Source organism: Kaistia sp. MMO-174 (genome assembly GCF_037147815.1).
Lineage (GTDB): Bacteria > Pseudomonadota > Alphaproteobacteria > Rhizobiales > Kaistiaceae > Kaistia > Kaistia nematophila.
Map to the genome: position 1 here is coordinate 567,976 of NZ_JBBCUO010000004.1, position 20,217 is coordinate 588,192.

The window sequence follows — 20,217 nt, forward strand, 5'->3', positions numbered from 1 at the left end:
CATCGGCCGCGACGAGCGTGTAGCGCTTGATATTCGCAATGATATAATGCGGGTCGTCGCGCCTACGGATGCGACCCGACAAGAGCTAGAAGTGGATGATGGATTTGGTCGCCGAAAAGATCGCAGCAAAAGCCAGCCCGGCGGCCGTGAAGAAGGTGCGCGCGCCCAAAAAGACGGGCAAGGCGTCGCTGACCGACAAGGTCTACAATCTCCTGCGCGGGGAAATCCTGACCTGTGCGCTGGAGCCCGGCCGCGAGTTGTCGGAGGCCGAATTGGCGCAGCGCTTCGAGGTCAGCAAGACGCCGGTCCGCGAGGCCTTGGCGAAGCTGCGCTCCGAGGGCTTCGTCCGTACCTTTCCGCGCCGCGGATACCAGGTTGTGCCGATAACTTTCGGCGACATGAGCGAACTTTTCGATTTGCGCACGATCCTGGAAGCAGGCGCTGCCGAACTGGCTTGCGCCCGCATCACGGATGCCGAACTCGACCAGTTGCAGAAGCTGGCCGACGTCGTCTACGACCGCAGCGAGCAGCCGAGCCTGCAGCGCTTCATCAAGGCCAATCGCGATTTCCATGCCGCAATCGCCAGGGCATCCGGCAATGACCGACTGCAATTGCTGATCACCCGGCAGATCGACGAATTGGAGCGCTTCTTCTACCTCGGCGCCCGCCTTCGCGACGTCAACAGCGAGACGATCAACGACCACCAGGCGATCGTCGAAGTGCTGCGTTCGCGCGATCCGGTCGCGGCACGAGAGATCATGATCAAGCACAACGACATCACGCGCGAAGGCCTGTTCAAGGCGCTGGCCAGTTCGCGCAACTTCGCCCAGATCAGTCTCTAGCTGCTTCCCAACCCAGCATATCGGATCACGAGGGTTCGCCGGTCTCCGGCGCGGCCTTCGTGCGTCTGCGCCGGCCGACGCCATGCATCGCTGCCTGCGATATCCCCTCGACATGACATATCGATTGGAATATCACGTGATATCTTCAACATGCGGGACAGTCCGATGGGTGACAAGATCATGTGGGCGCGCCAGGAAGGCACGACCAAGACGTGGGTGCATGAGGGACAGGAGTTCAGCCATCGGCTGATCACCCAGAAGAAGCAGGGTTCTTCGATGTCCTTCCACATCACGACCTACATGCCGCATTTCGACGTCATGGTCGAAGGCGACGGCAAGCATGAGGTCATCCTCTATTGCCTGCAGGGATGGTCCAAGCAGATCATCGAGGCGACCGGCGAGGAACGCATGTTCCGTCCAGGCGACGCGATGTACCTGCCGGTCAACTACCGCTACCGACACATCATCGGCGATGCCGGCCTGGTCATCGCGGTCTGCGCCAATCCGAGCAAGGAAGACGGCGACATGTAGCAAAAAGCCCCGGCGCCAGGCGCCGGGGCTTTTTCATTCCGGCTGCCGATCTCGCCGCTCAGGCGGGAACCTGACGCAGGCGGACGACGTCGGTGCGCTCCGCGCCGCCTGCTTCGCGCTCATAGCGGAAACCACCGCGCCGTGCGCCCGCCATCGAAGCATCCAGAAAGTTGAACAGCCCCGGCGGGGCGGTGACGACATCCTCGGTTGCGTTGACGATCGTGTTGGCGGCACCGAACAGCGACAAAGCGGCCGGTGTCAGACTGGCGCGGATGTGGTGCGCGCCCTCGATATCAATCGTGTCGGCGGCAGGAATGCCGAAGCGCTCGGGATCGTAGTACATGACGAGCCGCATGGTGACGATCGCATCGGCCCCGCGAAGGCCCCGGCCAGTCTGCGTGATGCCAATGACCCGTCCCGGCTCGATCAGGCCAAGGCTCGGCGTGCCGGAATCGACGGGAAAGTCAGCGACTTCGGTTTCCCAGCTCTCCTCCACCCGATCGATGGTCAGCCCGAGACGCTCGCAGACCAGCGCGATCGATTCCGGCATTCCCATGTGACCGGCGATCCGTCCGGAGGCGATCTTCTCGTCGAACTCGGCGGGCCAGAGCGCATAGCCGACATGATCGATATCGCCCGGTCCAGTGCCCGTCACGTCGATGGCGCGGGTGATGGTCACGCGGCGCACGCCCGACGTGGCTCGAGCAAGCACGAGAGGAAGCGCGTCGAAGCTGTAGCCGGGATTGATGCCGGTGCCGGTAATCGTGACACCCTTGGCCTTGGCGGCCTGGTCCAGCCGAGCGGCGAACGCGCCATGGCGCAGCGCCGGATGAAACATCGCCTCGGAAGCGGAGAGCACGTCGAGACCGGCGGCCAGCGCGTCGAGAAGTTGCGCCTCGATCTTCGCCGGCGCCGACTCCGTGAGATGATAGAGCAGGTCCGCCGCATCGCCGCCATCGGCGAGGCATTCTGCCAGTGTCGGGCGCACGATGACGTCGCCCGCGCCGACGAAACCCGGATAGAGCGCGTCTAGCCGCTGCCCGGCCTTGGCGGGATCGTGGTCAACGGCGCCGACGACACGGATACCCGGATAGCCTTGGCTCAGGCATTCGACGACGAGCGAGCCAAGACAGCCGAGCCCGAAAAGTATGACCCCGATGGGTTCGCCAGACGATTTCGCCACGCTGATTCTCCTGTTTCGCTTTCGCGGTCCGGGCCGCGATCTGCCTCCCTCGACCCTCGCCATTCCGGCATCGGTGGGTGGAAAGCCACGCATCCAATCTGATGTGCTATGTAATATCTTACAGATAATTTCGTGACAAGGAAAAGCGCGAGAAATCTCGGCGGTTCCGAGATCGGAATGTACGGCTCCGCTCGCCGAATACGGCAAGGCAGGCTCATTGGTTGACATTCTACTAGATATATCAGATCAAGCAGCAGATCGCGATATCGCGCAATCCCTGTCTTCCACGAACGGTTTGAGGCCTCCGATGCGACTCGATACCAGTGCCAGCGGCGTATTCCCGATTTCTGCGACGCCGTTTCTGGATTCCGGAGAACTGGACCTCGCCAGCGCCGAGACGCTGACGGATTTCTATCTCGAGCGTGGAGCGACCGGCCTCACGATCCTCGGCATGATGGGCGAAGCGCCGAAGCTGTCGCCGGAGGAAAGCACCGCCTTCCTGAAGGTCGTGCTTACGTGCGTCGCCGGCCGCATCCCGGTCGTCGTCGGCGTCAGCAATCCAGGCCTGTCTGCCATGGCGGCGCTGGCGCATGAAGCGATGGCCGCAGGCGCTGCCGGCGTCATGGTCGCTCCCCTGCCGAGCCTCAAGACCGAAGAGCAGATCATCAACTACTACGTCATGGTCTGCCAGGCACTCGGGCCCGACGTTCCCGTCGTGCTGCAGGACTTCCCGCTGGTACTCGGCGTCAGCTTCTCGGTGCCGACGCTCGAGACGATCTTCGCCCGACTGCCGCAGATCGTCATGCTGAAGCACGAGGACTGGCCCGGGCTCTCCAAGCTCTCGCGCATCCGGCGCGGCGAGAGCGAGCGCGGCGACCGCCGGATCAGCATCCTCGTCGGCAATGGTGGCCTGTTCCTGCCGCAGGAACTCGCGCGCGGCGCCGATGGTGCAATGACCGGCTACGCCTATCCCGAGATGCTGGCCGACGTCGTCCAACGCTTCCGTGCCGGCGATGTCGAGGGCGCCGAGGATGCGTTCGACGTTCACCTGCCGCTGATCCGGCACGAGACCCAGCCCGGCCTCGGCCTCGCGGTCCGCAAGGAAATCCTGCGCCGCCGCGGCGCCATCGCGTCGGCGCATGTCCGCAGCCCTGGCCCCAAACTGGATGCTCTCGACCTGGCCGAACTGACCGGGCTCATGAACAGGCTCGAACGCCGCATGGCCCGCCCGGCATAGGCGGTTACCTCAGAAATTGAAAACGGCGCCTACTGGCGCCGCTTTCGATTGGAACATGCCCGGATGATCAAACCGACTTGATGGCGCCGCCATCGCAGCGGAGCATTCCGCCCGTCACATAGCTTGCCGGCGCGCTCACGAGGAAGGCCGCGACCGCCGCGAATTCCTCGATACGGCCATAGCGCTGGATCGGGATCGAGGCCCGCGACGCCGCCGCGACATCCTCCACCGCCTTGCCGGTCCGCTTGGCCGCCGCGGCATCGAGTTCGTCGACGCGCTCGGTGTGAATGCGGCCGGGCACCAGCATGTTGACGGTCACGCCACTCGCGGCGACCTCATCGGCCAGCGTCTTCGACCAGCCGACTAGCGCCGAGCGCAGCGCATTGGAAACGCCGAGATTGGGGATCGGTTGGATCACGCCTGAAGACCCGAGCGTCAGCACGCGCCCCCAGCCGCGTGCCTGCATCTCCGGCACGATGCGCGCCGTCAGCAGGAACACGTTGCGGACCATGGCGCTGAACTGCGCGTCCCAGGTCTCGCCCGTCACCGCCAGAACGCTGCCCGGCGGCGGACCGCCGGTATTGTTGACGAGAATGTCGATCGCATTCAGCCTCGCCGAGGCACCGGCCACCAGCGCCTCGACGGCGTCCTCTCCGGCAAAGTCGCAGACGACATAATCCGCGCTGCCAGGGCCGCTGGCGTTCAGCGACGCCGTCGCCGCCTGCAGGCGAGCCTCGTTACGGCCGGTGATGACCACACGCACGCCTTCGGCGACCAGCGCGGCCGCGACGCCGAGACCCAGCCCGCGCGACGACGCAAGCACCAGCGCGCCCTTGCCGGAAATTCCAAGATCCATAGTGACTCCCAGAGCGTTTTCGAGCGGAGTGTGTAAAGGCTCGCGCGGAAAGACCGCGATGAAGACAATGAGCTAGATCGGGTCAGGATGCGGCCAGGCCGGCGCCGCTCTCGAGGCGGTCGCGCAGATTGCTCCAGGGTAGCCAGAAGGCCGGCCCATATTGCGCGACGAGCTTCCCCGGCACTGGCTGCGGCGGCTTGTGCGGCAGCGGAAACTCGCCCACCGCCAGCGTGCCGGAATAGAGACCGGCGATCGCCCGGCCGAGCGAGGTCGTGAGCGCGATGCCGCGACCATTGCAGCCGATCGCCGCGTCCAGTCCCGGTTCGAGGCTCATGAAGCGCGGCATGGAATCGAGCGTCGCGGCGATCACCCCACTCCAGACATGCTCGGCGCGGATGCGACCCAGCGCCGGAAAGATGTTCTCGAGGCGCTTCGAGAAATAGCGGGTCGCGCGTTCGAGCGGCATCGGGCCCGGCATGACCAGTCCGCCGGTCACCAGCCGCCCGTCCGGCGACCAGCGCACGGCGAAAGTGTGCCGTCGGGTATCGGCGACAGGCGACCGGCCATGAAGAATGCTGGCCTGATCGGCCTCGCCGAAATGCTGGCTGGCGATCTGGTGCACGCGGACCGGAATGATCGCGTCGGCGACTGCGGGGTAGAGCTTGTCGACCAGCGCGTTGGTGGTCAGCAGCATCCGATCCGCGCGGACGCGCCCCTTGTCGGTCACGGCCATCCACTTGCCATCGGCCCGCGTGACCTGTTGAACGCGGCTTCCTGCGTAGATGCCCACGCCCTGCGCCATCGTGGCCCTGGCAAGACCGCGCGCATAGGCAAGCGGATTGATCTGACCACCAGTCGGGTCAAGAAGCGCGCCGTGATAGCCGGACGCTCCGATCTTTTCGGCTGTCTCTTCGCGAGACAGGATCTCGACCCGCCGGCCAAGCGTCGCCCAGTCACGCTGGCGCTGCTCGAGAATTCTCTGGAGCGCCGCGGTATGGGCCGGCTGCAGCCATCCCGTCTGCTCGGCGCTGCAATCGATCGCATAACGGCGGATCAGGTCGAAGACAGCATTGCCGGACTGACCGACCAGCGCAGTCAGCCGGTCGCCTGCCTCGCCCAGAAGGCCGCGCACATCGGCAGGCCCGAAGGCCGTCTTGAGGCTGGGCACAACGAAGCCCGTATTGCGCCCCGATGCGCCGAAGCCAGGCTCGTCGGCTTCGAGAAGGACGACCTTGGCGCCACCCTCGGCCATGTGCAGCGCTGTCGACAGGCCGAGAAAGCCCGCGCCAACAACCACGATGTCCGACGAGACGTCGCCGACCAGCGGCGGCATGGGTTCAGCGGCCGGCGTCAGCGCCGACCAGAGCGATTGATGGAAGGTCTCCGTCGCCATATCGGTCTCAGGCCGCCCGCTTCACGTAGCGGCCGAAGCCGGCCGAGCCGAGAACATCGTGCCCGTCCCATACCTTGCGCCCACGCAGGAAGGTGGCCGCGATGCGAGCGCCGAATGTCTCGCCATCGTACGGGCTCCAGTTGAGCCCGTCACGAGTGGTGGACGCATCGAAGGGGAAGGAGCCGGCTTCGAGGACCGCGATATCCGCGTCGAAACCCGGCGCGAGCGCTCCCTTCTGCCCCCAGAGCCCAAACAGCTTAGCCGGCTTCTCGCATACCTGCTCGTAGAGGACACGCGCCGACTCGGCGACACGGGCGGAGAGATCGGTGAAGAAGGAAGGTACCAATGTCTCCAGCCCGGGAATCCCGGCGCCGGCATCGAAGATCGACGGCACCAGCTTGTTGTCGACCGGCCAGCTCGAATGATCCGACGAGACGAGCGCGATCTTGCCATCCGCCAGGGTCTGCCACAGTGCGTCGAGCACGCCAGACCGGATCGGCGGACTGACCTTCATGCGGGCGCCGAGACGGCCGACATCCCGGGCGGCGTCGAAATGGAGATAGTGCACGCACATCTCGCCGGTGGCGCGGACGCCCTCTTCGCGGTATCGGGCGACCAGATCATAGCCACGCGGATGCGAGATATGGACGATATGGACATGCGCGCCGGTCGCCTTGCCCAGTTCGAGGAAATTGGCGGTCGCCGCCATCTCCGCCGCGAGCGGGCGGCTCGGCTCGTGCCATTCCGGCGAGGTCCGGCCCGCGGCCTTCAGGGCGGCGATCGCGGCGCGGACGATCTCCTGGTCCTCATTGTGCAGCCCGACGGGAAGGCCGGTCTCCACCGAAGCCTTCAAGATCGCCAGCGTGTCATCGGCCGGCAGGCGGGGAAAGCGGACAGGGTGGCTTTCGATGCTGGAAATCTTGAAGGCGCAGACGCCCGCTGCGGCCAGCTTCGCCATTTCGGCGGTCCCCTGCCCGGGCGCGATGGTCGCATAGAGCGCGACGTCGCAGTAACTGAGGCTTTCCAGCGCTTCGACCTTCAGGGCGAGCCGCTCGACGGTATTGAGCGGGTCTGGATTGTCGAAGGGCATGTCGACCATTGTCGTGATGCCGCCGGCCAGCGCCGACTGGCTGGTGGCCTCGAAGCCAGGCAACCCCTTGTAGCTGGTCGCATGGGTCTGGCCGTCGATGAAGCCCGGAAAGACCAGCGCGGCGCCGAAATCCTCGACCGACTGCGCCGATGGCGACGGGCCATTGCCAATGGCGACAATCCGCTCGCCTGAAATGGCGACCCAGCCGTGCGGCAGCAGGCGATCCGGAAGCACCAGCGTGCCGCGGACGATACGGTCGAATTCCATCGTCATGCCACCTGCCTGTAGCCGAGGGAAATCGTGCTCATGGCGCGCATCACGGCAGCCTGGGTGGGGTCGATGACGGGAAGGCCCAGCCGATCCTCGATCTCGCTGCGATAGCCGCCCATGCTGGCGCAACCGAGGATCAGGACGTCGGCCCCGTCGCGGTCCCGCAGCTCCGTTCCGACCTCGACGATGCGCTCGACGACGCCGCTGCCCTGCATCTGGGTGACACCGATATCGAGCGGCCGGTCGCCGGCAAGACGGTCCATATAGCCAAGACTGCGAACGGCGCGCATGTGGCGGGCGATCGAGCCCTGCTTGATGGCGACAATGCCGAAGCGGCGGCCGAGCCCGGTCGCCATGTGAAAGGCGGATTCGGCGATGCCCAGCACCGGCCGCTTTAAATTCTCGCGCGCCAGGGCCAGGCCCGGATCGGAGAAGCAGCCGATGACATAGGCATCGGCCGGGTTCGCCTCGAAATAGCGGGCGATCGGCAGAACGACGCTCTCGACATGCTCCTGCGTCTCGATGCCGGGCGGACCCTCCTGCAGCGTCGCGCAGACCACCTCGGGACCACCCGGCGCGCGGACGAGATCGAGCGCGGCATTCATCGACTGGGTGACATCGACCGAACTGTTGGGATTGAGGACGAGAATGCGAGTCATGGAGTATGGCCGATCGTCGGTTGCGGGAGGGAGCGGTCCGGGGGCGTCGCCGCCATGCCGGCCAAGGCCTGCGCGATCACCTGGCGGCTGCGCAGCAGCACCATCTGACGCCAGTCGGGCGTATCGGGATGATAGAAGCGGCGAAGCGCCGCCTTGATGCGCCGGGTTTCCTCGCCCGGCCAGTCGACGCTGCCATGCGCGTGCAGCCAGTGATCGGCACGCAAGGCCGCCGCGCCCTCGTCGGGGGGAAACGTGCCGAACTCCAGCGCGACGAAGGTCAGACGGTCCGCTCCCACCTCGCGACCCCAGGCATATTGGGTGAGACCCGCGATCGGCAGCGATGCCGACTTGCCGAGCATCGGCTCGCCGAGGCTCTCGCCATACCAGGCACGGCAGCGCGCCTGGCCGCTCTCGCCGGGCCGGTGGCCGCAGATCGGCTCGCCATAGCCATGGGGACCGAGCCCTGTGTGATAGTCGATTACGGCGACATGGTCGCGCGAAGCGAGATCGAAATCGGCGACGATCCGGCCGAGCGTGCGGATTGACCAGGTCGTCTCCGTCCCACCATAGAAGATGCCTTCCGGATGGCTGTACTGGCCGCTGCTGCGCGCCGTCTCAAAGGCGACCTGACCATGCTTGGCGCGGTATGCCTCGATGCGGGCATCGGCCTCGGCAAGGGTCGCGGCATCGATCGAGGCCGGCACGAAGGCAGAGGCGAGCTCGTCATATCCGGGATTGGCGGGCAGGCCGGCAGCGAAGTCGAGGCAATTGCGGTTAAGGTCGACGCCCTCCTCCGTCGTTCGCCTCAGCCAGGCGAAACCATGCGGGTTCAGGGCATGAACGACGAGAGCGGCCGTGGCGGGCGGCAGCAAGCCCAGACCGTCCGTGACCAGCCAGTCGACCTGCGCGCCCGAGCCACAGAACCCCTCGACACCGTGCGTTGCCGAGACCAACACGAGCACGTTCCGGACATCGGCCGGACCGAACCAGTAGGCGTCGGTTGCAAGCGCCTCGCCGCTCGGGCCGAGATTCGGGTTTGCGTAAGTCTCGTGCCGGGTCACGAGCGGCAGAGCCAGGCTGCGCAGCTTTTCACGGGCAGATTGGTAGTCCGAAGAAAAACAGGCGGTATCGTCGAGGGTGACGCCAGCTATCACGATATGACCTCTTGGGGCGCTGCGAACGCAGCTCGCGCCCACACCAATCGAAACATCACTAACATTATTTATGAAATATCACATGGAATAATTCGGTCAAGCAACGATCGAAATGTCTCGAAGGAGCGCCTGTCCGACCGAGGCAAGCAGGAACGAAAATCCGCGACCACCACCAGCCATGGCCCGCTGTGCTCGCCGGGCCAGGCAAACGAGCCGCGCGGTGATGCGCATATCTGAAATCTAGGACTCAAGCGCCCTTATGCCGCCGCGCTCGCCAAAGAGGATTTTCAAGGCATACTGAACCCCGCTCGGGCGGCCAATGCGGCCTGATCCACGAGTGCGGCTGGCGGCAAGCTGATCGACTGCCGGCCGCGCCGGCCAAAGAGGACATCCTCCCCAGGACGCGGAACAATTCCGGTACGTTGGCGATCGCGTGTCGGCGCGAGAAACAGCGCCGGTTCGCCCGCAACGTCGACGCTGCAAATCCGCAACAACTCATTAAGAAAGTATTGCGAACTTTCAATTACCAGCGCGGATTCTTGACCGCTCCAGCCTGCGCGTCGCAACGTCACCGACGTGAGCTGGTTGGGGGGCCTTCCGGCAAAGCAGCGGCCGGGGTCTTCGATGAAACGTGTCTTGTTGAGCAACTCCATCCTTGCGATGGGGATGATGGTTGTTGGATCGGCGGCGCCGGCCTGGGCTGGCTGCACCACGACGGGCAACGTCAACATCAGCAATCCGCCGGGCGCATGCGGCGCGGACGGCGTCTATGGCTGGGCCGAATCCGGCCCGGCATCGCTCCATGTCAGCGACATCACCGTCGAAGGCGGCAACGCCGACTACGGCCTGATTTCCCTGCGCGTCGCCAACCCGTTGACCGGCATCGACCTCTCGCTGACCGTGGACGGCCAGACGATCGTCAACTCCACCGGCGCGCAGGGCGTCATGGCGCGGACGGAGGCGGATGGCGATATCGACATCACCATCGGCTCGACCGTCACCGTCAATTCGAACGGCGCCGGCGTCACCGGATGGAACGTCAATGGCGGCAGCATCACCATCGTCAATGACGGCACCGTCCATGCGGGACTGACCGACGACTACACCAGCCATGGCAGCGATGCGGGATCGGAAGGCATCGATGCGACCGCCAACGGCATCGGCAGCTCGGTCTCGATCACCAACAACGGGCAGGTGACCAGCACGTTCGGACGAGGCATCTACGCCGATGGCGGCTCCGGCGCTGAGGACCCGGTCGCGGTCACGATCGACAACCAGGGCTCGATCGACGCCTGGCTCGCCGGCGCGCGCGCCATCGACTATCTCGGCACGGCAACGGTCATCAACGGTGTCGACGGCGTCATCCTGAGCCACAACCGGCAGGGCGTCGTCGCCTGGTCCGCGGATGGCGATGCCGTCGCCGTCAACCATGGATCGGTCACGTCGGAAAACGGCTCGGCGATCGTCGTGTGGGGTTCCGACAGCGCCACCATCGACAATTACGGCAGCATCGTCTCCGGCCAGACCATCGGTCGCGTGACGACCCAGACGCATTTCTACGGCATTGACGGCTACACGCAGGTCGAAGGCGCGACCGTCATCACCAACCACGCCGGCGCGACGATCAGCGCGACGGCCGATGACGGCATTTTCGGCCGCAACGAGAGCGGCTCGGTCGCGATCGTCAATGACGGCTCGGTCTGGGCCGCGGGGGCAGGCCTGCACGCCCAGACGGCCGGAGGCGCCGTCACGATCTCCAACAGCGGCCTGGTCGCCGCCGATGGCGAGGGTGGCGCGATCGACGTCGACGGAGCCGGCCTGACGACGGTGGAAGTGTCGAATGCGGCAAGCGGCCTCGTCGCGGCGGCTTCGCAGCTGGAAACCTATGCCGCGCCGGGCCATCTCGCCGATCTCTCCGCGCCCGAGCAGGAGATCTTCGCCTCGGCGGTGTCGGGCACTGCGGTGAACATCAGCGCCAGCGCAGGGTCGGCGACGGTCGAAAATGCCGGCACCCTGCTTGGCAACATCCGGATTGCCCTCGGCGGCGACATCCCCGAGATCGGCGCGGCGACGATCGAGAACGCCGGGCTGTGGGCCTTTTCCGGCGAATCGGGCTTCGGCGCGGCGGTCGAGACCAGCTCGCTTGCCAACACCGGAACGATCTGGAGCCTCGGCGACAGCGTCCTCGATTCAGCGCTCGACAATGACGGCGCGCTCTACGTGACCAGCCTTGGCGACACGGCCGGCCGACTCACCATTACTGGCGACTATGCGGGCGGGACCGCGTCGACCTTCGTGTTCGACACGGCGTCGCTCTCCGCCACGGCCGGCGATGCCGTGCTGACGATCGAGGGAGACGTCACCGGGGTCACGAAAGTCAGCCTGGCCGACCCCTCCGCGCTCAGCGGCCTCGACTGGGACCAGCTGCCGCGGGGCACCGTCGTGCAGGCGGAAGGCAGCAACAACGCCGGCGCCTCGAGCTTCACCATGCGGCAGAACTACGGCCTGCTGACGCTGGGGCTCGACTATGCCGCCGGCGACCAGAGCTGGCATCTCGCCTATGATACCGACGCCGCGGGGCAGACGCTGTCGCGTCTCAACCAGGCCGGCCGGTACCTGCTCGAAAGCCAGTTCGACGCGGCCGAAGACCGCCTGGCCTGGCTGCGGGCCGACCGGCCGAAGGCAGCGGCCGCGGTGCCGGCAACGGCCTATGCCGAACCCGACCGACCGGCCGATCCCGCCGCGCAGGCCATCGCCGCCAGCAACCAGCCGGTCTACGCCGCCTGGGCTCGCACCGTCGGCGCCTATGGCGACGGCGACGGCTATCTGCGCCGTTCGGGCGCGATCGAGGGCGGCCTGGATGGCCGTTTCTCGCTCGATGGCGGGCGGGATCTGGTGCTTGGCCTCTTTGCCAGCTACGGCGCGACGCGCCTCAGCTTCACGGACGGCGACCGCGAGACGCTGGCCGGTCCGGGCGTCGGCGCCTATGCCGGCCTCTCCTTCGCCAATGGCGCCTTCGTCGACACGACCCTGGCCTGGCAGCAGCTCGATACCGACATCGACCTTTCCGGCCTCAGCACCAGCCAGGACGGCAGCAGCGTTGGCGGCAGGATCACCGTCGGCCGCCGCATGACGCAGGGCAGCTACGAACTGACGCCAGTGGCGGCGATTTCCGCGAGCCTGACGCGCTTCGACGGCTTCACCATGCAGGACCTCGGCGTCGGCTTCGAGAACAGCGCCGCCTTCACGGCCGAAGCCGGATTCGATGTCGCGAGGACATGGTCGACGGCGCTCGGCGAACTGAAGCCGTTCGCCGGATGGCGCGTCGGCGACCGCGTGCTGTCGGGCGGTGATGTGTCGATCTCGGACATCGCGAACTACGCGGATGTTTCGGACGGCGTGTTCGGTCGTCTCGATATCGGCGCGATCCTCTCCAATGGCAACGGAGCCGCTGCGAAGCTGGCCGCGAACCTGCGCCGGGACGCAGACGAGACGACCTGGGATATTCGCCTCTCCGCCGGGATGGACTTCTGACCACCGACACCGTCGCGGCCGACGGGGGGCATTCCCGGCGGCCGCGCACAGGTCATTCCAGCGTTTCATGGAAAGGCCGAAACGATCTGCCTGCTTGTTTTGCCGCGTGTCTCCACGCGAACCTGACCCACTTCGCTCGAAGACGCTCTAGTGATGTTCGCGGTAGATGTGGGCGATGTTCTGGCGCAGGGTCGGGATCTCCATCGCCGCGTCCAGGAGTTCCCTGCGCCCGCGCGATCCCGTGTCGCGGTCGACCGGGCCGCCGCTCTCATATTGCAGGAAATCGAAGCGGTCGCAGGTCAGCCGCTCCCGGCCGCGGGCGAGGGCCACGGCGGCGCCGTGCCAGGGCCGCCACTCGTTCGCGCTGGTGGCGATGGCGATGCGCCCGGCCGGAATCGGCTCGAACAGGCTCTTGCCCGAATAGGCGAGACCGTCGGACAGCGTCGTCCCGAGGAGATGCGCGAGCGTCGGCGCCAGGTCGACATTGGCGACGAGGCGATCGACATTGCCGTGCAGCGCCGTGACCAAGGCGGGAGGCAGGTCGCGCGGCGGCTTGATGAGAAACAGCGTCCGCAGCACCCAGTCGCTGAAATTCTCCTGGCGGGGAATGGTCGCGCGCGGATCGTCCCGATCCCCCGGAAGCTCGCCGTGATCGCCGACCGACACGATCAGCGCATCCTCGTACCGTCCCGCCCGCTGCAACACGTCGAACAGATGCCGATGCGCCTGCTCGATAATCGAAAGCGCCCGCGAGCGCCGGTCCTTCAGCCCGGCGGCGAGCGGATAGAGGCTCTCGGCCTGGAACGGCACATGCAGCGCGTTCAGGAAGACAACGGCGAAGACCGGGCCTTCGCTCTCGCCGATCAGCCGCTCGAAGCGGCGCACCGTGAAGGCATCGTCGATGCCGAGGTCGTTGACCAGCGGTTCGCCGCTCGTTTCGGCGCAATAGAGTTCGTCGAGCCGGGCTGCCGAAACGAAGCGGTCGAGGTTCAGCCATCCGAGCGAAGACGACATCAGCAGGGCGGTGCGATAGCCCCTCGACCGCGCGAGATCGAACACGAAGGGCAGCCGATGCAGCGTGTCGATGCCCTCATGCGCGCCGGCGCCGGTCAGGATCGAGGGAAAGCTGATCTCGGTGCAGCAGGAATTCGTGACGGCGTTGCTCGGCACGAACCATTCGCCCGGCGCGCCGCTCAGCGCCAGGATCCGATCGGCAAGCGACGTTTGGCCATCGCTCGACGGTAGCCAGTGCCCGGCCGATTCGTTGATGACCAGCAGGATGGTCTTCGGCAGCAGCTCGGCCGAGGGGCCCGGCCGGCAGGCGTTCGAACGATCGGCGGCATGAAGCTCGCGGGCAATGCCCTCGTCGCCGACGCGCTTGGGTTCGCGGAGCAGGAAGGCCCAGGCCTCCTGCGACAGCGCCGGACGGAACCGCATCCTTTCGAGCCCGGCCCAGCCGACGAAGCCGGCGACGAGGAGAACGGACGCCGTCCCGAGGGAGGCAAAGTCAGATCCGGCCAGCGCGAGGGCAAGTACCCAGCCCGCCCCGAACAGGCTGGCCATCGCCAGCATGAAGCGCTTCGGAAGAAAGGCGCCGAGATAGGTGGAGGCAAGGACGGAGGTCGAAACCCGGGCGGTAGAGAGGCGGACATGGCGCCAGATCGTCAGCGGCGGCGCGCCCAGATACTGCCGGCTGCAGAGATCGATCGCGGCAGCGACGGCGAGCAGGACGGCACCGAGCGCGACCAGCAGGCCCTGCGCCAGCAGGGAGGGAAATTGGGCCGCGAGCCCGAGCACCATGGCGAACAGGCTCGCCACCACCAGCGGCCAGCCGACCTTTTCCGCCCGCAGGCGAACCCGGCTGTGATGCGCCCGCAGATAGCGGCGGCGCAGGCGATACAGGACGCAGGTCAACGCCAGAACCACGGCGATCGTGCTGAAAAGGCTGGTCATTCTGGAGATGTCTCGTGTCCGGGCGTTCGTGCCCGCGAACGCCTCGAAGGCATGCCGTGAGTACACCGATGCGTCGAGCAAGGACAATCGCAAAGCCGGCGGACTACGGACCGGATTGCCGGCCCCCGACGGCGCGGCGGGCGCGAAAGGCCAGCTATCGCAGCGGCAGCCTGCCTGTGGCATGAAAGTCACAGACGTGGATTCCGGTTGTGTTAACGTTCGGCTCGGGATTCCCTAGCTAAGAGCCAATCATGCGCATCCGCCTGGCCGTTCTCGCCCTCGCCCTCGGCAGCCTGCCGGCCCTTTCGGCGGACCTTTCCACGCCGCCCGCCGCCGAGCCGGCGGCGTTCAACTGGAGCGGCTTCTATGCCGGCGTGCATGGCGGCTATGGCTGGGCCAAGACCGACGGCCCTGTGATCGCGCCGGCGGACAACCCGCAGCCGGACGGCTTCTTCGGCGGCGGCCAGATCGGCTACAATTTCCAGTTCCCGAGCCAGATCGTGCTCGGCATCGAGGCGGACGCCGCCTTCGCCGACCTGTCCGATTCCAGCGGCTTCACCGATACCTCTGGCTTCCCCTATTCGATGGATTTCCGGACCAAGATCGATGCGTTCGGCACCGTGCGTGGACGCCTCGGCTATGGCATGGATCGCTTCCTGCCCTATGTCACCGGCGGCTTTGCCTGGGCCAACGCCACCTATGACACCCAGTTCTCGATGCCCGACTTCCCGGCCCTTTCGAGCCATGGCTCCGACAGCCAGACCTTCACCGGCTGGACGGTGGGCGCCGGCTTCGAATACGCGGTCACCAGCCATGTGACCGCCAAGGTCGAATATCTCTACGCCGATCTCGGCTCGAAGGATTTTCACCTGGGCGATGCCGGACCATTCCCGGTCGATCTGAAGATGCAGTCCGCCAAGCTTGGCCTGAACTACAAGTTCTGAGGCCGACGCAAACCATCGCGATCGGCCTTGCCGCTGAAGCAGGAAAAGGATGATCGCCGATGGCGATCATCCCGAAGCTGCCCGGGCTCAGTTTGCCGGCTTCGCTTTCATCAGCCCGGTCGCGTCGATTGCGCCGCTGGAGAGCTTGTCGAGGGGAATAACCGTCGGCACCGTGGCGCCGGCCATCGCGATGAGATCGAAGCCGGTGAAGTTCAGGCCGCGATAGTCACGGACGAAGAAGCGCTTGCGATCGTGGTCCGACAGGACGGTCCAGCAGGTGTACTCGGTCTCGTAGGGCTTGGAACCCGTCGATGACAGGCCCGGCACCTCCATATGCGCGCCGCCATCCGCCGGATAGGCGATCGCGACGCCGCGCGGCCGGTCAAAATTGTTCATGACATGGGCGAGGGTCTGGATCGCGAGGTCCGGCGAGTCCGCCTTTTCCGCGAACTGCGCGTAATAGGCAGCGCGCACGAAACGGCCAACCGAGGTGTTGGAGCTGGGCAGCCCCGCCGTTGCGATGCCGGCGTCCGGCTGATTGGCCGTGTAGCTGCCGAAGGTCGCGCTCGGCTTATCGACATTGGTCAGGAAGGTGTAGTTGTCGAGATTGGTCAGGTGCCAGTCGAACTTCGGCCCGTTGGTCATCACGCCGACCGGATTGTCGTAGACCGTCATCGTGCCATGGTCGAATTCGATCACGGCGGCCGCGCCCGAGGCGTCGTGGACGACGTAGTGGAACGGCGATTCGACGCCGCCGAGCAGGCCGAGCGGCTGCAGCATGACGGGCTGGTCGGCGAGCGCGGCCTTGACCTCGGCCACGGTGGCGAACTGGCCGAGCGCCCAGGCGCCGAGATCGGATGCGGAGAGCACCGCCTGCGTGACGTCGATGGACTTCTGCTTGCCGGCCGCCGCCGGATAGGACAGCAGGCTGAAGGTCAGGCCCTGGTCGTTCAGCCCCTCGAGCACCCGGAGGTCGGCGATCGTCGCCGGCGCGGCCGCAGTCGGCATCCGGTCCGGCATGGTGATAGCGAGCACGGCGTAGCGCGCGGTGAACTTCAGCGCCGGATGGCCGGGTACGACGCTCGTCCTCTCGAAACCGACCGGGAAATGGGCGACCTGATAGGGCAGGTCCATCGTGAGTTCCATCGTACGGCCGAAATAGGCCTTACCAGCCGCGTCCGTGTATCCAAGCGACGTGCACATTCAGATCTCTTCTCCTTGGTTGGATGGCAAGTTCCGGCCGGGCCTGGCCGCGTGGCAAGCTGCGCCTCAAGCGGCATAGCCTCCCGGGTTCAATGAATTGTGACGGATCCGCCGGATGGGCGCAGATCGACCGCCCCTGCCGGGCACGGCCCCAGAACATCGACCGAACGTTTCCTGTCGTCCATCGAGCGCTCGCAAGATCAATGCCGCCGCAGGCCGGCCAGCCCCCCGAAAGGCTGGACCGAAGGTGGGATGGGGCGAATTGATAGTTGAAGAAATCCGCCGCCACAACCTTAAAAGCGGCGCGTGCGCCGACCGGCCGCGACGGAGATTTCGCCCGGACAGGCCGGACCCTCCCGTGCATCGCCGCGGCTGACAGCCGACTGACAGCTTGCTCCGGCACCTTGCACGGGCCGGCCGGTGGCCGCGCCCAACCCGAACCTGGAGCAACCATGCGTATTCTATCCGCCGCTACCCTCGCTGCCCTGTCGCTGCCCTTCCTTGCCGGCGCGGCGCTGGCAAGCCCCGCATGCACCAAAGAGCCCCGGACGGCCTGGATGAGCCAGGACAAGATGAAGGCGATGATCAAGGATATGGGCTACCAGAAGATCAAGACCTTCAAGATCACCGGCTCCTGCTACGAGATCTACGGCTACGACAAGGACAACAAGAAGGCCGAGGTCTACTTCAACCCGGTCGACGGCTCGATCGTGAAGGCCGAGATCGGTGGCTGAGCCGGGGAAAGCCAGAGTCCCGGCACGAGATCGCGTGGCTGCCCCTGAAGGGGCGGCCACGGTCGCGGTCTGGGACCCGATCGTCCGGCTCTTTCACTGGACGGTCGCCACCGCCTGCATCCTCAACCTTTTCGTCCTGGAACCGGGCCACGCGCTGCACCGGGCGCTCGGCTACACCGTCGCCGCCGCGCTCGCCATCCGCCTCGTCTGGGGCTTCGTCGGCACGCGCCATGCCCGCTTCGCCGACTTCTTCCCGACGCCCAGGCGGCTGGTGCCCTATCTCGGCGCCCTGATGCGGCGGCGCGAGCCGCGCCATATCGGGCACAATCCGGCCGGCGCGGTCATGATGATCCTTCTCATGCTGCTGCTGGCGGGCGTATGCTTGACCGGGTGGATGATGGGGCTCGACGCCTTCTGGGGCGAGGACTGGCTGCAGGAACTGCACGGCACGCTGGCCGACGCCATCATGGTGCTGGCTTTCGTCCATGCCGCCGCGGCGATCCTCGAGAGTCTGCGTCATCGCGAAAATCTGGTGCTTGCCATGGTGACGGGCCGCAAGAGAGCATGAGACTTCTGCTTGTCGAGGATAGTGCCCGGCTTCGCGACCTGCTGATCGAGACCATCCATCAGGCGGAATGGCGCGTCGACGCCGTCGCGACGGTCGCCGACGCGCGCGCCGCCATGGACGTCGCGCCCTATGACCTCGTTCTGGTGGATCTCGGCCTGCCGGATGGCGACGGGCTCGAGCTGATCCGTTCGATCCGCGTCGCCGGCTTCGCCGTGCCGGTCCTGATCATCACGGCGCGCGGCGCGGTCGACGAACGCATCGCCGGCCTCGATGCCGGCGCGGACGACTACCTGGTCAAGCCGTTCAACCACTATGAGCTGCTGGCGCGCTGCCGGGCGCTGCTAAGGCGCGCGCCCGCCCACATGGCCGATCTGATCGAGCTCGGCCATATCCGTTTCGACCCGGCCAGCTCGGCGCTTTCCTGCGCCGGCGAGACGATCGCCATGTCGCCGCGCGAGCGCTCGGTGATGGCGGTGCTGCTGCGCAATGCCGGCTCGGTGGTTCCCAAGGAGCGGATCGAGGCGAAGCTATCCGAATTCGGCGAAGAACTGTCCGCGAACGCCATCGAGCTCGCCGTGTCGCGCCTGCGCAAGCGCCTCGAGGGCGTCGCCTCCGGCGTCGCCATCGAGACGGTGCGCGGCGCCGGCTACCTGCTGCGCGATCTCAAGAATGGCTGACGCGCGCATGGCGGAGCCCGCGATCGAACGGCCCGGCCTCGTGGCAACCATCGCAGGACGCATTGTCCTCTTCGCCTGCATCGCGATGGCGCTGCAGCTCGTCATTGTCTTCGCCACCTATTATTTCGACGATGTCGAGCTCGGCTCGCTCATCGTCGACCGCGAGACGGCCATCCTCGCCGAGGGCATCCACCGCCGCGACGGCCATTGGGAATTCAGGCTGCCGGATGGCGCCGAGGCGTATGCGCCCGGCAGCGAGACCCGGCTCGCCCGCATCCGCTCGGAGCGGGGGTCGGCGATCTTCTCCAATTGCGGCGATCGCTGCGTGCTGCATCTCCTGCCCGAGGAGGTCGACCCGCCCGACCGCTGGACGAGACTGCTCGGCGCCAGCAAACCGCTGCGGGTGGCCGGCGGAAGGGCGGTCGAGATCGACGGCCAGCGCGTCGTGATCGAGGTCGCCGTGCTCGACGAAAACGAGATCGCCATGTGGCGGGCGCTCGGCCACGAATTCGCCGACCATCTCGCCGTGCCGATGTCGCTGCAGCTCGTGCTGATCCTCGGCGGCTCGCTGGCCTCGGCATGGCTCGCCCTGCAGCCGGTCAGGGCGGCGGCCCGCCAGGCCGGAGCCATCGACCCGCTCGATCCCGACCACAAGATCGACGTCAGCCGCATGCCGCAGGAGGTCGCCGAGCTCGGCGCGGCGGTCAACCGCTCGCTCACCCGCATCGGCGGGCTGATGCGCGACCAGCGCCTGTTCAACACGGCGGTCGCGCACGAGATCCGCACGCCGCTCGCCATGCTGCAACTGGAGCTCGGGCAGATCGACCATCCGCGCGCGCGGCGGATGGAGCAGGACGTCGAGGCCCTGGCGCGCCTCGTCGGCCAGATCACGGCGCTCGGACGGCTGGAAGCGCTGGAGCGGAAGAGCTTCGCGCCGATCGATCTCGCCGCGCTCGGACGCGGCGTCGTCGCCTCGACCGGACCCTGGGTCTATGACAACGCGCACAGCATCGCCTTCGCCGACGAGGGCGCCGCCGTCATCCGCGGCGATCCCGGCCTGCTCGAGGACGCGTTGGTCAATCTCGTCACCAACGCCGTCACCCACACGCCGCCCGGCACCAGGATCCTGCTGCGGGCCGGCCCGGGTCCGCGCATCGCGGTCATCGACGGCGCCGGCGCCTATCGAGACAGAACGCCGGACGGGCGCAGCGGCGATCGGCTCGGCATGGGCCTGGAAATCGTCAAGCGCATCGCCGCCATGCATGGCGGCCGCCTCGACCTTGCCGTCGACCCGGGCCGCCGCACGGTAGCGACGCTGATCTTTTCCGCCGCGCCCCGGCAACCATCCGGCCCGCCCTCCGCGGCCCCGCCTCCCGCCTGATCGAAGGA

The 20,217-nt window shown here is 66.5% G+C and carries 18 protein-coding genes; 9 read left to right on the forward strand and 9 right to left on the reverse strand.

The genetic code is table 11. The features are described 5' to 3' along the window. Positions 1-95 precede the first annotated feature (95 nt). Both WFK98_RS17630 and WFK98_RS17635 read left to right on the forward strand, forming a co-directional pair. A complete protein-coding gene (locus tag WFK98_RS17630) occupies positions 96-842 on the forward strand; it encodes a GntR family transcriptional regulator (protein ID WP_266339030.1) in 747 nt (248 codons plus the stop codon). A gap of 165 nt (positions 843-1,007) precedes the next feature. Next, positions 1,008-1,373 carry a hypothetical protein gene (locus WFK98_RS17635; protein ID WP_266339031.1) on the forward strand — a complete coding sequence of 122 codons (366 nt, stop codon included), beginning with the start codon at positions 1,008-1,010 and terminating at the stop codon, positions 1,371-1,373. Between the two features lie 58 nt (positions 1,374-1,431). On the opposite strand, the gene WFK98_RS17640 is transcribed toward WFK98_RS17635, so the two are convergent. Further along, entirely contained in the window at positions 1,432-2,784 is a 1,353-nt protein-coding gene (locus tag WFK98_RS17640; protein WP_336801149.1) for an NAD(P)H-dependent amine dehydrogenase family protein, read from the reverse strand. A gap of 79 nt (positions 2,785-2,863) precedes the next feature. Here WFK98_RS17640 and WFK98_RS17645 point away from each other — a divergent pair, with 79 nt between their 5' ends. Next, positions 2,864-3,793, forward strand: a complete 930-nt coding sequence (locus WFK98_RS17645; protein WP_336801150.1) for a dihydrodipicolinate synthase family protein — start codon at positions 2,864-2,866, stop codon at positions 3,791-3,793. A 67-nt stretch (positions 3,794-3,860) separates the two neighbouring features. On the opposite strand, the gene WFK98_RS17650 is transcribed toward WFK98_RS17645, so the two are convergent. From WFK98_RS17650 to WFK98_RS17675, 6 genes are all read right to left on the reverse strand, one after another. Beyond that, complete coding sequence (locus tag WFK98_RS17650; protein ID WP_336801151.1) at positions 3,861-4,649, reverse strand: SDR family oxidoreductase; 789 nt, start codon at positions 4,647-4,649, stop codon at positions 3,861-3,863. 82 nt (positions 4,650-4,731) lie between these two features. Further along, positions 4,732-6,042 (reverse strand): NAD(P)/FAD-dependent oxidoreductase, encoded by a 1,311-nt coding sequence (locus tag WFK98_RS17655; RefSeq protein WP_336801152.1) that lies wholly within the window; start codon positions 6,040-6,042, stop codon positions 4,732-4,734. Positions 6,043-6,049: 7 nt separating this feature from the next. Next, positions 6,050-7,405 carry a dihydroorotase gene (locus tag WFK98_RS17660; protein ID WP_336801153.1) on the reverse strand — a complete coding sequence of 452 codons (1,356 nt, stop codon included), beginning with the start codon at positions 7,403-7,405 and terminating at the stop codon, positions 6,050-6,052. Next, positions 7,402-8,061, reverse strand: a complete 660-nt coding sequence (locus tag WFK98_RS17665; protein ID WP_336801154.1) for an aspartate/glutamate racemase family protein — start codon at positions 8,059-8,061, stop codon at positions 7,402-7,404. Before WFK98_RS17665 ends, WFK98_RS17660 begins: the two co-directional genes overlap by 4 nt. Then, the gene (locus WFK98_RS17670; protein ID WP_336801155.1) at positions 8,058-9,215 is read right to left on the reverse strand and encodes a M14 family metallopeptidase; all 1,158 of its coding nucleotides are present in this window, start codon (positions 9,213-9,215) and stop codon (positions 8,058-8,060) included. Before WFK98_RS17670 ends, WFK98_RS17665 begins: the two co-directional genes overlap by 4 nt. A gap of 287 nt (positions 9,216-9,502) precedes the next feature. Then, complete coding sequence (locus WFK98_RS17675) at positions 9,503-9,862, reverse strand: hypothetical protein (RefSeq protein WP_336801156.1); 360 nt, start codon at positions 9,860-9,862, stop codon at positions 9,503-9,505. On the opposite strand from WFK98_RS17675, the gene WFK98_RS17680 reads away from it, so the two are divergent. Further along, positions 9,855-12,749: a hypothetical protein gene (locus tag WFK98_RS17680; RefSeq protein ID WP_336801157.1), complete on the forward strand. Its 2,895-nt coding sequence runs from the start codon at positions 9,855-9,857 to the stop codon at positions 12,747-12,749. The genes WFK98_RS17675 and WFK98_RS17680 overlap by 8 nt on opposite strands. Positions 12,750-12,896: 147 nt before the next feature. Here WFK98_RS17680 and WFK98_RS17685 read toward each other — a convergent pair whose 3' ends face one another. Beyond that, positions 12,897-14,702, reverse strand: coding sequence for a sulfatase-like hydrolase/transferase (locus tag WFK98_RS17685; protein WP_336801158.1), 1,806 nt, complete (start codon positions 14,700-14,702; stop codon positions 12,897-12,899). A gap of 251 nt (positions 14,703-14,953) precedes the next feature. Between WFK98_RS17685 and WFK98_RS17690 the strand changes: the two genes are divergently transcribed. Next, complete coding sequence (locus WFK98_RS17690) at positions 14,954-15,646, forward strand: outer membrane protein (RefSeq protein ID WP_336801159.1); 693 nt, start codon at positions 14,954-14,956, stop codon at positions 15,644-15,646. Between the two features lie 87 nt (positions 15,647-15,733). On the opposite strand, the gene WFK98_RS17695 is transcribed toward WFK98_RS17690, so the two are convergent. Beyond that, positions 15,734-16,849 (reverse strand): linear amide C-N hydrolase, encoded by a 1,116-nt coding sequence (locus WFK98_RS17695; protein WP_266339043.1) that lies wholly within the window; start codon positions 16,847-16,849, stop codon positions 15,734-15,736. A gap of 452 nt (positions 16,850-17,301) precedes the next feature. Here WFK98_RS17695 and WFK98_RS17700 point away from each other — a divergent pair, with 452 nt between their 5' ends. Genes WFK98_RS17700 through WFK98_RS17715 form a run of 4 tightly spaced genes read left to right on the forward strand, consistent with a single transcriptional unit; the run spans position 17,302 to position 20,209 of the window. After that, entirely contained in the window at positions 17,302-17,583 is a 282-nt protein-coding gene (locus WFK98_RS17700) for a PepSY domain-containing protein (RefSeq protein WP_266339044.1), read from the forward strand. A 34-nt stretch (positions 17,584-17,617) separates the two neighbouring features. Then, the gene (locus WFK98_RS17705) at positions 17,618-18,151 is read left to right on the forward strand and encodes a cytochrome b/b6 domain-containing protein (protein WP_336801160.1); all 534 of its coding nucleotides are present in this window, start codon (positions 17,618-17,620) and stop codon (positions 18,149-18,151) included. Next, the gene (locus WFK98_RS17710; protein ID WP_336801161.1) at positions 18,148-18,828 is read left to right on the forward strand and encodes a response regulator transcription factor; all 681 of its coding nucleotides are present in this window, start codon (positions 18,148-18,150) and stop codon (positions 18,826-18,828) included. Before WFK98_RS17705 ends, WFK98_RS17710 begins: the two co-directional genes overlap by 4 nt. Then, on the forward strand, positions 18,821-20,209 hold the full coding sequence (locus WFK98_RS17715) for a sensor histidine kinase (protein ID WP_336801162.1): 1,389 nt from the start codon (positions 18,821-18,823) through the stop codon (positions 20,207-20,209). The genes WFK98_RS17710 and WFK98_RS17715 overlap by 8 nt, the downstream gene beginning before the upstream one ends. The last annotated feature ends 8 nt before the right edge of the window (positions 20,210-20,217 follow it).